Below are 14073 nucleotides of genomic sequence, written 5' to 3' on the forward strand. Positions count from 1 at the left end.
GCCCGGAGTATATCAGCGCATGCCGGGCATCATGCCCTTCATGCTGCGCATCATCTTCATCATGCCACCGCCTTTGAGTTTCTTCATCATGGTGCGCATCTGGTCGTACTGATTGAGCATGCGGTTGACTTCCTGCACCTGAACGCCCGCACCGGCGGCAATGCGGCGTTTGCGGCTCGCCTTGATCAGCTCGGGCTTGGCGCGCTCGGCGGGCGTCATCGAGTTGATGATGCCTTCCATGCGACGCACCTGCTTCTCGGCCTGATCCATGTTCGTCTGGCTGGCGGCGGCCTGGAACTGCGCCGGCAGCTTGTCCATGAGCGACGACAGGCCGCCCATCTTCTTCATCTGGCCGATCTGCGCCTTGAAGTCGTTCAGATCGAAGTCGCCGCCTTTCTTGACCTTGTCGGCGAGCTTCTGTGCGGCCTGAACGTCGACACCGCGCTGCGCTTCCTCGACGAGCGCGAGAATGTCGCCCATGCCGAGAATCCGGTTCGCCATGCGATCCGGGTGGAAGACTTCGAGGCCGTCGAGCTTTTCGCCGACACCCACGAACTTGATCGGCTTGCCGGTGATGTGACGCACCGACAGCGCGGCACCGCCACGCGAATCGCCGTCGAGCTTGGTGAGCACCACGCCGGTGAGCGGCAGGGCGTCGTTGAAGGCGCGGGCGGTGTTGACGGCGTCCTGACCCAGCATGGCGTCGACGACGAACAACGTTTCGATCGGTTTCAGCTCGGCGTGCAGGGCGCTGATTTCCTGCATCATCGCTTCATCGATACCCAGACGGCCGGCCGTGTCGACGAGCAGCACTTCATGGTGATGGCGACGCGCCCAGTCCACGGCGGCGCGGGCGATGTCGACCGGCTTCTGATCGGGTTGCGACGGGAAGAAGTCGGCGTCGACCTGCTTGGTCACCGTCTCCAACTGGGCGATAGCGGCCGGGCGGTAGACGTCGGTGGAGACCGTGAGGACTTTCTTCTTCTGGGCGCGCAGCAGCTTAGCGAGCTTACCGACGGTGGTCGTCTTGCCGGCGCCTTGCAGACCGGCCATCAGGATGATGGCGGGCGGGGTGGTGGCCAGATTGAGTTCGGCGGCGCGACCTTCGTAGTCGCCGCCCATGAGGGCTGTCAGTTCGCGTTGTACCACGCCGACGAGGGCCTGACCGGGCGAAAGGCTGGAAATGACTTCCTCACCGAGGGCCTTTTCCTTCACCTTGGCGATGAAATCGCGTACCACCGGCAGGGCGACGTCGGCCTCGAGCAGGGCGAGACGGACTTCGCGCAGCATTTCCTGCGTGTTGGCCTCGGTCAGCCGGGCTTCGCCGCGCAGCGTCTTGACGACTTTGGCCAGGCGCGTAGTGAGATTGTCGAGCATGAAACGTATCCTGTAAGACCTGAAGCGGCCTTGGTTGCCCGCCCATCGGCCGGGGGACGGCGGATGGCAAGCACGGCAGCGCGCCCCTCATGGGCTGGTGTAAACTTCAAACATGACTATTTTACTGTATGCGCTGACCGCCATCCTCTACGCCGGGTTGGCGGTTTGTTCGTGGCAAGGTTACCGGCGCGACGCCGCGCTCGCTCTCGCGGGCGGCGCGGTCGCGCCTGCGCCGGTCACGGGCACGCCCTCGCGCTGGCCGATGCAGCTTTCGCTGTTCGCCGCGCTCTTGCTGCACGGGGTGTTGCTGCATCAGACCATCTTCCGCGCGGACAGCATGCACTTCGGTTTTGCGTACATGCTCTCGGCCATGCTGTGGCTCTCGGTCGGCATCTACTGGATCGAAAGCTTCTTCTTCCCGCTCGACAGCCTGCGACTGATGGTCACACCCGTGGCCGCCATCGCCTGCCTGTTGCCAGCGGTTTTCCCGGACGTGCGCATTCTCGGCTTTGCGGCGGATCCGACTTTCAAGGCGCACTTCATCATCGCGAACATGGCCTACGGGCTGTTCGCACTGGCGGCGCTGCACGCGTTGCTGATGCTCTATGCTGAGCGTCAGTTGCATCCGTCGCGCAGCCATGATGCGAACGGCTGGCTGTCGCGCTGGCTCGAAACGCTGCCGCCGCTGCTCACGATGGAGAAGCTGCTATTCCGGCTGATCGGCGCAGGGTTCGTGCTGCTCACGTTGACGCTCATCTCGGGCGTGATGTTCTCCGAGGCGCTCTTCGGGCGCGCGGTGCGCATCGATCACAAGACCGTGTTCGCGGTGGTGTCGTGGCTGATGTTCGGCGCGGTGCTGCTCGGACGGCATTTTTATGGGTGGCGCGGTAAGGTCGCGCTGCGTTGGGTTCTGGCGTCGTTCGTGGCGCTGTTGCTGGCGTATGTCGGTTCTCGCTTCGTGCTTGAGGTGGTGCTGCATCGCATGACGGAGACTTGAAGCGCGATGCGCAATATCCTGCTGTTACTGTTGCTCTTGATTGCCGGGACGTGGTGGATGCGCCACAACGAGCGCAAGCGCATGGAGCGCCCCGAGCGGAATGAACGCAACGAACGTGACGAGCGCATGCGCACGTCGCCCGGTAGCGGGGGCCGCACCACGGCCCGTCAGTCGTTGCCGCCGGCCGAGCGCATGGTGCGTTGCAGCGAGTGCGATACCTATCTTCCCGAGAGCGAATCGCTCGCCGGCCCCGGCGACAAGCACTTTTGCAGCGCCGCGCATCGCGACGCCCATCTCGCGCGCGAACACCGCGCCTGATCCCGGCTGCGCGGGCGCACCGCGCAGCGATACCGCTCAGGTGCGCCACCGCGCGCATCGCGGTCGTCTTCCGCTCCTTGCTGTCGTGTGCCGGCCGATGCCCAATCGGCCGCGTCGGCTTGCGCATGACTGTCGCATGCACTAAAACACAGTTACCTACCCCATCTAGAAGATCAATAACAAACAGGCGGCAAATCGGGGACGACGACAGGAGGGCGCAATATGCTAATGCGCAGACGGATGTATTTCCTTCTTCCCGATCTGGCGAGTGCGCAGCGCACGATGAGCGACTTGTTGCTCGCGCGGATCGAGGAACGTCACATCCACTTCATGGCGCGTGACGAAATGGACCTGGAGGGACTGCACGAGGCTAACCTGCTACAGACTTCCGATATCGTGCACGGCGCTGAAGCCGGGCTCGTGATCGGTGGCTTCTGTGGTTTGGCAGTCGGTGCAGTCGCCGCGTTTTTCCCCATCGTGGGCACGCGCCCCCAGTGGGAACTGATGATCGTGACGGCGCCGCTCGGTGCGCTGTTCGGTGCCTGGGTGTCGAGCATGATCGGCGTGTCGGTGCCGAACTCGCGTCTCAAAGCGTTTCGTGAGCCGCTGGAGCGGGGCATGATTCTGCTGATGGTGGATGTGCGCGAGAGCCGCGTCGACGAGATTCGCGAGATGCTCAAGGAGCATCATCCCGAGGCGCATATGGAAGGGGTCGAAGCTGCGATTCCGGTATTCCCCTGATCGAGTGCAATGCGATCGGAGGGACGTGACGGTAGCGACAATGGAGGCCGTGGGGACAATGGGGTTAGCGCGGGAGACGCGTGTGCAGGGTTTTACCGGCCGGCAACGGCCATTGGCGCCGCACCTGTGAGCGGCGCGGGATGGTGTGCGTGTTCTGCGGGCAACGCAGGATGCGAGAGCGGCGCCATCCCCGGGCGTGGACACGCCCACGGAAGCCTCTCGGCCAAGTCGTGCGAGAGGCTTCTTCTTTGGGAATTTGCCTTTTATTTTTTGACTTGTTTCGGACGATGCCCCACGTGACACTGATCGCTCGCCACGTTGACGTGCGCATCGCAAGCCGGGCCGACGACCGGCGACGTCACGCCAAGTGGGCTACAATGCCACCCCTCGCTCTACGGGAGTTCGCTGTGCCCGTCATGCTCCAGTCATCTGCGTCCCCTAACGTTGCGCTCCGGTCGCCTGCGCTGCCCGTCTTGTCGGTCTTGTCGGGACAGGTCGTGTGCATCGATACGTTCGACGTGTGCGTCGCGCCGTTGTGGGGTGACGCATGAACGCGCCGGACAAACTGCCGGTCCTCACGCTCGACGCCGAAGGCTGGATTCGGGAAGCGGAGCGTCTGCCGTCGCCGAACTTCGACGTGCGTCCGCAGGACATGCCGATCGGATTGCTCGTGGTGCACAACATCTCGTTGCCACCGGGTCAGTTCGGCGGCGACGAGATCCCTGCGTTCTTTCAGAATCGGCTCGATCACGATGCGCATCCGTTCTTCGACGAGATTCGCGGTGTGCACGTCTCCTCGCATTTTCTGGTGCGACGCGATGGTGCGTTGCAACAGTTCGTGTCGTGCGATGCGAGAGCATGGCATGCGGGCGCGTCGTCGTTCGAAGGTCGTACGCGCTGCAACGATTTCTCAATCGGCGTTGAACTGGAAGGCACTGACGACCTGCCGTTCACCGCGGCGCAGTATGTGACGCTGGCGGCGCTCACGCGTGTCTTGCGTGAGCGTTATCCGATTCAAGCCGTGGCCGGACATGCCGATATAGCACCTGGTCGGAAGACGGACCCGGGGCCCCATTTCGAGTGGCAGCGATTGCGTCGGATGGCCGGACTGGCATCCGAAGTGTTGCCGTTTCAGACGTCCGCTGCCGGTGACGCGGGCGGTGACTCGCAGGGTTGAGCGGGACACAGAAGGGGGACGCTGAGGGGGACGATTAACCCTCACCCCGTGACAGGTTTTGCTTGACACGGGCATGGCGCGGGCCTCCCCGGGAATGAAATTTTTGAGTTTGCGGAGTGCGTCATCTCCACTATACTTAGTGCCAATTCGGCCACCAACCACTACATGTAGTGGTTGTGAGCAACCATCTAACCGTACCTCCTTTCGGTATTTTTGGGAGGCGGTACAGCAGCAAAGCCGTGCAGCGGACACCTCGAACCCTTGGCCGTCCGTCGGTCGTGCGGTGTTCAGCACTTCGCTCCATCGGCGCCCCCAGGGCGTACTTTTTACCGACTGAATTCTTAGTGATTGGCTGGTGGAAGTGCGCTAACAGCACCATTTCATTGGAACGGGAGTTTTTACATGCAGACTAACGAAAACCTCACCCGCCCGAACCCGACGCCCGCCGCGAATGCCGGCAATGGCACGGGTGCGTCGGCGCCCCAGACGACGGGCGCATTCGAACCGGCGACCAACGCCGACTTCAAAGTGATTCGACGCAACGGCACGGTGGTGGGTTTCGAGCCGTCGAAGATCGCGATCGCCGTCACCAAGGCGTTCCTTGCCGTGAACGGCGGACAAGGTGCGGCTTCGGCGCGCGTACGCGAGCTCGTGGAACAGTTGACGGAGAACGTCGTGCGCGCACTGGTGCGCAGCCGCCCGAACGGCGGTACGTTCCACATCGAAGACATTCAGGATCAGGTCGAACTCGCACTCATGCGTGAAGGCGAGCACAACGTCGCCCGCGCTTATGTGCTGTATCGCGAAAAGCGTTCGCAAGAGCGCGCCAGCGCCGTCGAGACCACGCAGGAAGCCGCAACGCCCGACACCCCGGTGCTGCATGTCACCGACAACGGTGTGACCCGTCCGATCGACATGGCTGCCCTGCGCGGCGTGGTGAAGGCCGCGTGCGAAAACCTCGGTAGCGAAGTCTCCGCCGAGCCGATCCTTGCCGAGACCATCAAGAACCTGTACGACGGCGTGCCGCTGTCGCAGGTCTACGATTCGGCGATCCTCGCCTCGCGTACGCTCATCGAGAAGGAACCGGCTTACAGCCAGGTCACCGCCCGTATCCTGATGCACACGATTCGCCGCGAAATCCTCGGCGAAGAAGTGCCGCAGGGTGAAATGGCCGCGCGTTACATCGAGTACTTCCCGCGCTTCATCAAGCAGGGTGTGGACGCCGAACTGCTCGACGAGCAACTGCTCTCGTACGACCTGGGCAAGCTGGCGGCGGCGCTCGACGCCAACCGCGACCTGCAATTCAACTACCTCGGCCTGCAAACGCTGTACGACCGCTACTTCCTGCATATCGATAGCCATCGCATCGAAATGCCGCAGGCGTTCTACATGCGCGTGGCCATGGGTCTGGCGCTGAACGAAGTCGAGCGCGAAGCGCGTGCGATCGAGTTCTACCAGATCCTGTCGAGCTTCGACTTCATGAGCTCCACGCCGACGCTGTTCAACTCGGGCACGCGTCGCTCGCAGCTCTCGTCGTGCTATCTGACGACCGTCTCGGACGATCTGGAAGGCATTTACGAAGCGCTCAAGGAAAACGCACTGCTCTCGAAGTTCGCCGGCGGTCTGGGCAACGACTGGACGCAGGTTCGCGCACTCGGCTCCCATATCAAGGGCACGAACGGCAAGAGCCAGGGCGTGGTGCCGTTCCTCAAGGTGGTCAACGACACGGCCGTGGCCGTGAACCAGGGCGGCAAGCGCAAGGGCGCGGTCTGTGCCTACCTGGAAACGTGGCACCTGGATATCGAAGAATTCCTGGAACTGCGCAAGAACACGGGTGACGATCGTCGCCGTACGCACGACATGAACACGGCGAACTGGATTCCCGATCTGTTCATGAAGCGCGTGATGGAAGGCGCCGAGTGGACGCTGTTCTCCCCGTCGACCTGCCCGGATCTGCACGACAAGTTCGGCAAGGCTTTCGAACAGGCTTACACGGCTTACGAAGAGAAGGCCGCGCGCGGCGAGATCAAGCTGTTCAAGAAGGTGCCGGCCCAAGCGCTGTGGCGCAAGATGTTGGGCATGCTGTTCGAAACCGGCCATCCGTGGATTACGTTCAAGGACCCGTGCAACATCCGCTCGCCGCAGCAACACGTGGGCGTGGTGCACTCGTCGAACCTGTGCACGGAAATCACGCTCAACACGAGCGAGACGGAAATCGCCGTGTGTAACCTCGGCTCGGTGAACCTCGTGGCTCACCTGAAGCAGACGGCGAACGGCTACGAGCTGGATCACGAGAAGTTGCAACGCACCGTTCGTGTGGCGATGCGCATGCTCGACAACGTCATCGACATCAACTACTACGCGGTGGCGAAGGCACGTAACTCGAACCTGCATCACCGTCCGGTGGGCATGGGCATCATGGGCTTCCAGGACTGCCTGCACCTGCTGCGTACGCCGTATGCGTCGAACGCTGCCGTCGAGTTCGCCGACCGTTCGATGGAAGCGGTTTGCTACTACGCTTACTGGGCATCGACCGAGCTGGCCAAGGAACGCGGTCAGTACTCGTCGTACAAGGGCTCGCTGTGGGATCGTGGCATCCTGCCGCAAGACTCGCTCAAGCTGCTGGCCGAAGAGCGCGGTGGTTACGTCGACGTCGACCTGTCGAGCACGCTCGACTGGGACAGCCTGCGCAAGCACATCGCTTCGCACGGCATGCGCAACTCGAACTGCGTGGCGATCGCCCCGACCGCGACCATCTCGAACATCATCGGTGTCTCGGCCTGTATCGAGCCGACGTTCCAGAACCTGTACGTGAAGTCGAACCTGTCGGGCGAGTTCACGGTGGTCAACGAGTACCTGGTGCGTGACCTGAAGGCCCGCGGTCTGTGGGACGAAGTGATGGTCGCCGACCTGAAGTACTTCGACGGCTCGCTCGCTCGTATCGACCGCGTGCCGGCCGATCTGCGCGAGATCTACGCCACGGCGTTCGAAGTCGAGCCGAAGTGGCTGGTCGAGGCAGCGTCGCGTCGTCAGAAGTGGATCGATCAGGCGCAGTCGCTCAACATCTATATGGCTGGCGCATCGGGCAAGAAGCTCGACGAGACATACAAGCTGGCCTGGACGCGCGCACTGAAGACCACGTACTACCTCCGTACGATGGCCGCAACGCACGTCGAGAAGTCGACGGTGAGCCACGGCGCGCTGAACGCGGTGCCGAGCTCGGGCGGTGTGTCGGGTGGCTTCTCGGCCGAGCCGACCTCGCCGCTGGCCCAGCCGATGCCGGAAGCCGAAGGCGCGGTCTGCACGATGCGTCCGGGCGACCCGGGCTTCGAAGAGTGCGAGGCTTGCCAGTAAGGTGGTCGTGAAGCGATGCCGCAGGTGTCACGCGGCGTCGCTCCATAGGGAAAACCCCGTCGGTCCGAGAGGACGACGGGGTTTTTCTTTGGCTTGAGAGAATCAGAAGCGGCGGACGATGTGGGCGGCGGCGCGCTCAGCCCAGATCGATGCGCATCGATAGGTCGAGCGTCTGACCGTGCGTGAGCACGACGTGATCGCTGTCGAACTCGCCGACACGGTGTGTCGACGGCTCAAGACAGAGGTAGGGGCGTCCGGCGGGGGAGTGCAGCACGAGCCAGGTAGCGTTGTCGCTGCGTACCGTGGCGGAGCGCAGTCCGCCCGCGTAATCGATGCGGGCGTCGAAGCGTCCCGACTCGGAGGGAACTTCGGCGAACCAGGTCGAACGTCCGCCGGTGTCGAGGCCGCCGCCGACCGACACCACTTCCATCGGCCCGACGTGAACACGTTGTTCGCTCGGCCAGCGAATGTCTTCCGACGGCGAGCGCCAGAGCGCTTCGGATTCGAACGTCAGCCGCGCGCCCGCCGGCCAGCGGAAGTACGGATGCAGACCCAGTCCCGCAGGCATCTCCTGCGTCGAGAGATTGGTGAGCGAGAGCTGCATGTCGAGGCCGTGCTCGTCGAGCGTCACGGACAGGTAGGCCTGATAGTGCCAGGGCCACTCCGGCTGGGCAGGGCAGTCGAGTTGAAGCACGCAGCAATGTGAGCTTTCGTCGACTACTTCCCATTCGCGCCGCAGCCCCCAGCCGTGCAGCGAACTCGATGCGACGGGCGCTTCGCGAACGGTGAGGGTGCGCTCACGCCAGTGCAGCGTGTCGTCGCGCAACATATTGGTATACGGCAGCATTGGGAACGCGCCGGCCTTCGGCCATTCGTCGGAGGAGAATGGCTCGTTGCCGAGTGGCACGAGGTAGTCGAACAGATCGCCGCGTGTGTCGCGACGTGCGAGTCGGGACAGGCGTGCGCCGCAGCCGGGCTGTACCTCGGCGATGAGGGCGCCTCGTGCGAGGCGGATCGGTTTGCCGGGTGTCAGTACGGGTGGGGTGGCGGGGCCTGAGGAGGCTGAGGGTGTCGGTCCCGGTCGGCCGGCCGGTGCCTGTGCGCCATCGGCGCCTGAGGGTGTCATCGTCGATATCTCCTTCATTGGCGTCGGTGGATGGCGTTCGCCGGAGTCTGTCGCTCCGCTCTGGCGCCGTGACGCTTGCCGCACAGGATACGCCATTGTGGGTGCGCGTCATTTTGATGCACTGCAAACCCTGTCGTGCGGCCTCGTTTCGTGGCAAGATGCCGGTCCCGCGAGGCTGGACGTACGCTGCGCCCGGTATGCTCGAAAACACTAGGTATTGTGGTGGCTGTAAAACTCGACACAATATATGGTGTCGATGGGCTGGAACGAGTGACAGTATTGTGCTAAATTGGAGTCATTCGATCGACGTCGGGAGGTCATGATGTTGCAAGACAAAGATTGCAGCTTCCGAATCGGCGTCGTCGTTCAAATCAGCGCGAAAGCGACTCTGCGTTACCCCCAAAATCAAGCGTTACCCTCAGCGGATTTTTCGTCGTCATCGTTAGATTGACGGCTGCACTATCGGCAATTTTTTCGTCGGCCTTCGTACGCGAACGGCTGATCTGTCACTTCGGCGATGTGCGCCCCAGGGCGTGAATCGCATCAACCTGAACGGACCGAGACCCTATGCTTAACTGGGAAGAAGACACCTCTACCGCCAAGTCCGCCGCGCCTGTTGCGCCGGCCGCACCGGCTTCGAACATTCTGGGCACGCAGGACGACACGCCGCACACCATCGCCTCGCAGTCGACGCGCCGCGTGAGCGCCTCGGACAAGCGCGTGATCAACGGCACGACGGACGTGAACCAGCTGGTGCCGTTCAAGTACAAGTGGGCGTGGGAAAAATATCTGGCCGGTTGCGCGAACCACTGGATGCCGCAGGAAATCAACATGTCGCGCGACATCGCCCTGTGGAAGGACCCGAACGGTCTGACCGAAGACGAGCGCCGTATCATCAAGCGCAACCTCGGCTTCTTCGTGACGGCCGACTCGCTCGCCGCGAACAACATCGTGCTGGGCACCTACCGCCACATCACCGCGCCGGAGTGCCGTCAGTTCCTGCTGCGTCAGGCGTTTGAAGAAGCGATCCACACGCACGCTTATCAGTACATCGTCGAGAGCCTGGGGCTGGACGAAGCCGAGATCTTCAACGCGTATCACGAAGTGGCGTCGATCCGCGACAAGGACGAATTCCTGCTGCCGTTCATCGAAGTGGTCGCCGATCCGTCGTTCAAGACGGGAACGCAGGAAGCTGACCAGAAGCTGCTGCGTTCGCTGATCGTGTTCGCCTGCATCATGGAAGGTCTGTTCTTCTACGTCGGCTTCACGCAGATCTTGGCGCTGGGTCGTCAGAACAAGATGACCGGTGCTGCGGAGCAGTATCAATACATCCTGCGCGACGAGTCGATGCACTGCAACTTCGGCATCGACCTGATCAACCAGGTGAAGCTGGAAAACCCTAACCTGTGGACGCCGGAGTTCCGCGAAGAGATTCGCGAACTGTTCCAGAAGGCGGTCGAGCTTGAGTATCGCTACGCTGAAGATACGATGCCGCGCGGCGTGCTCGGTCTGAACGCAGGCATGTTCAAGAGCTATCTGCGCTTCATCGCGAATCGTCGCTGCGCACAAATCGGTCTCGAAGCGCTCTACCCGAACGAAGAGAATCCGTTCCCGTGGATGAGCGAGATGATCGACCTGAAGAAGGAACGCAACTTCTTCGAAACGCGAGTGATCGAGTACCAGACCGGTGGTGCACTGAGCTGGGACTAAGCGTTGAGTGAAAAATGGATGCTCCGCGCAAAGCGAGCATCCATGCGGGTTTCGAGAGGGTGATGTGAGCGTGCGTTGCACGCGTGACTGACGCGAAGAGAAGTCGAAGAAGCGGCGCAGATCACACGCATCATCCTCACTCGCACGATGAAGTTCTCGCTTCGCAAACGCATCGCACGCATCGACATGCGAGTGTGATGTGCATCAAATACAACAGATTGACTTCTTCGTTACGATTGATGTGCGCTTTTTTACGCACAAAGTATTAACATCGCATCACAAAAGAATTATTATTCGCTCAAATAAATTGCAGTCTCGATGAACACACGAAAGCACTCACTGCTTTCCTCCCGCGACAGAGAGCTGGTAGTTACGGAGCGTAAAAACCTTGGTGCATAGCAAGCAGTATCGCTTATCCGCTATCGCAATCTCCTCCATCCCGATGACGGGACAGGCAAGCTACCCCCCGAAGAATCTGGCGAACTCCCTTTCTCAAGACAATCGAATTGCTGGCGGCAATGTCGCCGGCAATTTTTTTGCGCGCGTGACCACACACGGTCAGCGTCATGCGCGCAGCGCCGAATTCATTAGCGTAAGCCGTCGAAGTCCGATGCGTACGCCGATGAATAGCCCGCTCGCCGGCGGTTCCCGCACGGTGGTCGGGTTTCCTTCTCAGGTAGTTTCGTTTGAGTGATCTCTCACGTTAAGGAGTTTGTCATGGCTACGATCAAGAAAGCTGTTGCCAAGAAGCCGGCGGCCAAGAAGGCCGTTGCTAAGAAGCCGGTTGCCAAGAAGGCCGCTGCTGCCAAGAAGCCGGTAGCGAAGAAGGCTGTCGCCGCCAAGAAGCCGGTAGCGAAGAAGGCTGTTGCCGCTAAGAAGCCGGCAGCGAAGAAGGTCGCCGCTAAGAAGCCGGCAGCCAAGAAAGTTGCAGTGAAGAAGGTTGCTGCCAAGAAGCCGGTCGCCAAGAAGGCAGCGGTGAAGAAGGTTGCCGCCAAGAAGCCGGTCGCCAAGAAAGCCGCAGTGAAGAAGGTTGCCGCCAAGAAGCCGGCCGCGAAGAAGGCAGCAGTTAAGAAGGTTGCTGCCAAGAAGCCGGCCGCGAAGAAGGCTGCTGCCAAGAAGCCGGCTGCGAAGAAGGCCGCTGCCAAGAAGCCTGCTGCGAAGAAGGCTGCTGCTGCGAAGAAGCCCGCTGCCAAGAAGGCTGCTGCGAAGCCTGCCGCTGCGAAGAAGCCTGCTGCCAAGAAGCCGGCAGTGAAGAAGGTTGCTGCCAAGCCTGCTGCTGCTCCCGCAGCCGCACCGGCCGCTGCACCCGCAGCACCGAAGACGGCGTTGAACCCGGCAGCGGCATGGCCGTTCCCGACCGGCAGCCGTCCGTAATCCGAGTGCCGATGCAGGAACCAAGGCACTTAGGTGTCTTTTGATCGAGTAGGCCTACTCGATCCGAAACCCGCTGTGATGAGCGATCGTCACGGCGGGTTTTTTCATGGCCCAAAAGAAAACGGGCGACCGTGAAGTCGCCCGCCGGGGTGATGCTCGCGTTTGAAGCGGTGTCGTCGGTATGCCGCGACAGCCCCTTCCCCGGCATGTCTGCCGGGTGTGCTTCAGGACACCGTAACGTTATCGATGTGTTCTCGATGTCCCGGGGCGAAACGCGTGGTGAACTCAGTGCGTCACACGGGTCACGCCGCCGCTCGAGAGCAGGCGCACGCGCTGTCCCGGTTGGAATGCCTCGTCGGCATCCTGCGTGATGGCGCGCAGCTCGCCGTTGTCGAGGCGAACGGTGATCTCCAGGCCCGCCTTCTTGCTCACCCGGCTTTCGATCGCCTGTCCGGCAACGGCGCCGAGCAGACCGCCGACGATACCCGTCGCGATCGAACCGCGACCGCCACCGATGGCGCTGCCGCCGATCGCACCCAGTGCACCGCCGCCGGCGATACCCAGAATGCCCGGGTCGCCATTGCTGCTATCGATCGTGACCGGACGCACCGATTCGACCGTGCCCATGCGCACAACTTGCTCGCGTTGTGCCTGACGGCTGCTGTAGACGCTTGCCGAGTTGCTCGGACCGAACGCCGTACAGGCGGACAGAGAGAGCGACGCCGCAGCGGTGAGGATAATGAGCGGTGTGGTAAGTCGTGCCATCGTTGTGCCTTTCCTTAAATCATTCGAAGCGGTGGCCGAACGCTTCTTCATATTGCGCTTCGATCTCCGGGCGCGTCGGTGCATAAGTCTGCGGACCCTGCTCGGCAATCTTGAGCGAACCCATCAGACTGGCCAGACGGCCGGTGGTCGGCCAGTCGAGGCCCTTTTCGATACCGTACAGCAAACCACCACGGAATGCGTCGCCGCAACCGGTGGGGTCGACGACACGCTTGGCGGTCACGGCAGGAATGTCGTGTTGCTTGCCGCCGGCGAAGATCTGGGCCCCGTGCTCTCCGCGCGTGACGACAAGTGCCTCGACACGCGACTGGAGGTCTTCCATCGACAATCCGGTCTTCGTGCAGAGGAGCTTGGCTTCGTAGTCGTTGACCGCAAGATACGTTGCGAGTTCCACCATGCGACGCAGTGCCTCAGGCGTCAGCAGCGGCAGACCCTGACCCGGATCGAACACGAACGGCACGCCGGCAGCGGCGAACCCTTCGGCGTGCGTGAGCATCGCGTCGGGCGCGTCCGGCGCGACGATGCCCAGCGTGGCGCCCTTGGCGTCGCCCACGCGGTTGCGCGACGAGAACATCATCGCGCCCGGGTGGAAGGCGGTGATCTGGTTGTTGTCCAGATCGGTGGTGATCATCGCGTTGGCCGTCATGCTGTCCGTGACCGTGCGCACGAATTCCGTCGTCATACCGAGCGACTGGAAGCGCTCGAGGTAAGCCGCGCCATCCTCACCCACCGTGGCCATGACGACCGGCGAGCCGCCCAGCAGATGCAGGCTGTAGCCGATGTTGCCCGCGCAGCCGCCAAAGTTACGGCGCATGGTCGGCACGAGGAAGCTGACGTTCAGGATGTGCACCTGATCAGGCAGGATGTGCTCGCCGAAGCGGCCTTCGAACGTCATGATGTTGTCGTAGGCCAGCGAGCCGCAGATCACGGTAGTCACGGGAATGTCCTTGCGAAAAGTAAGCGGGGGAGAGCCAACGGAAGACGGCTGACGAGGACGGGCCGTCGTCATGTCGCAGGCCGCTGGATAAAAAACAGGCCGGTGCATCGTCTGCATCGGCGCGGGAATTACGCGTTGTACAAAGCGTACGAATTGCACAGGAATGGCACGCGTCGTAC

The 14073-nt window shown here is 62.1% G+C and carries 12 protein-coding genes; 8 read left to right on the forward strand and 4 right to left on the reverse strand.

What is annotated here, in order from left to right:
- Positions 1-12: 12 nt before the first annotated feature.
- Positions 13-1377 carry a signal recognition particle protein gene (gene ffh, locus A9762_RS05140; RefSeq protein WP_069340961.1) on the reverse strand — a complete coding sequence of 455 codons (1365 nt, stop codon included), beginning with the start codon at positions 1375-1377 and terminating at the stop codon, positions 13-15.
- A 112-nt stretch (positions 1378-1489) separates the two neighbouring features.
- Here ffh and A9762_RS05145 point away from each other — a divergent pair, with 112 nt between their 5' ends.
- From A9762_RS05145 to A9762_RS05170, 5 genes are all read left to right on the forward strand, one after another.
- The gene (locus A9762_RS05145) at positions 1490-2374 is read left to right on the forward strand and encodes an inner membrane protein YpjD (protein ID WP_069340962.1); all 885 of its coding nucleotides are present in this window, start codon (positions 1490-1492) and stop codon (positions 2372-2374) included.
- Positions 2375-2380: 6 nt separating this feature from the next.
- Complete coding sequence (locus A9762_RS05150; RefSeq protein WP_069340963.1) at positions 2381-2692, forward strand: PP0621 family protein; 312 nt, start codon at positions 2381-2383, stop codon at positions 2690-2692.
- Between the two features lie 228 nt (positions 2693-2920).
- On the forward strand, positions 2921-3433 hold the full coding sequence (locus tag A9762_RS05155; protein WP_069340964.1) for a DUF1269 domain-containing protein: 513 nt from the start codon (positions 2921-2923) through the stop codon (positions 3431-3433).
- A gap of 547 nt (positions 3434-3980) precedes the next feature.
- Complete coding sequence (gene ampD / locus A9762_RS05165) at positions 3981-4610, forward strand: 1,6-anhydro-N-acetylmuramyl-L-alanine amidase AmpD (protein WP_069340966.1); 630 nt, start codon at positions 3981-3983, stop codon at positions 4608-4610.
- 402 nt (positions 4611-5012) lie between these two features.
- On the forward strand, positions 5013-7964 hold the full coding sequence (locus tag A9762_RS05170) for a ribonucleoside-diphosphate reductase subunit alpha (RefSeq protein ID WP_069340967.1): 2952 nt from the start codon (positions 5013-5015) through the stop codon (positions 7962-7964).
- A gap of 136 nt (positions 7965-8100) precedes the next feature.
- Here the strand turns inward: A9762_RS05170 and A9762_RS05175 are convergent, their stop codons facing one another.
- Entirely contained in the window at positions 8101-9090 is a 990-nt protein-coding gene (locus A9762_RS05175; RefSeq protein WP_069340968.1) for an aldose 1-epimerase, read from the reverse strand.
- 567 nt (positions 9091-9657) lie between these two features.
- On the opposite strand from A9762_RS05175, the gene A9762_RS05180 reads away from it, so the two are divergent.
- The 3 genes from A9762_RS05180 (at position 9658) to A9762_RS05185 (ending at position 12174) form a co-directional block, all read left to right on the forward strand.
- Positions 9658-10800 carry a ribonucleotide-diphosphate reductase subunit beta gene (locus A9762_RS05180; protein WP_069340969.1) on the forward strand — a complete coding sequence of 381 codons (1143 nt, stop codon included), beginning with the start codon at positions 9658-9660 and terminating at the stop codon, positions 10798-10800.
- Between the two features lie 388 nt (positions 10801-11188).
- Complete coding sequence (locus A9762_RS28850; RefSeq protein ID WP_150719927.1) at positions 11189-11494, forward strand: hypothetical protein; 306 nt, start codon at positions 11189-11191, stop codon at positions 11492-11494.
- Between the two features lie 23 nt (positions 11495-11517).
- Positions 11518-12174 (forward strand): histone H1-like DNA-binding protein, encoded by a 657-nt coding sequence (locus A9762_RS05185; RefSeq protein WP_069340970.1) that lies wholly within the window; start codon positions 11518-11520, stop codon positions 12172-12174.
- A 285-nt stretch (positions 12175-12459) separates the two neighbouring features.
- Here the strand turns inward: A9762_RS05185 and A9762_RS05190 are convergent, their stop codons facing one another.
- Both A9762_RS05190 and A9762_RS05195 read right to left on the reverse strand, forming a co-directional pair.
- Entirely contained in the window at positions 12460-12939 is a 480-nt protein-coding gene (locus A9762_RS05190; protein ID WP_069340971.1) for a hypothetical protein, read from the reverse strand.
- 19 nt (positions 12940-12958) lie between these two features.
- Complete coding sequence (locus tag A9762_RS05195; protein ID WP_069340972.1) at positions 12959-13894, reverse strand: carbohydrate kinase family protein; 936 nt, start codon at positions 13892-13894, stop codon at positions 12959-12961.
- Positions 13895-14073 lie beyond the last annotated feature (179 nt).

Source organism: Pandoraea sp. ISTKB (assembly GCF_001721285.1).
In the GTDB taxonomy this organism is placed as follows: domain Bacteria; phylum Pseudomonadota; class Gammaproteobacteria; order Burkholderiales; family Burkholderiaceae; genus Pandoraea; species Pandoraea capi.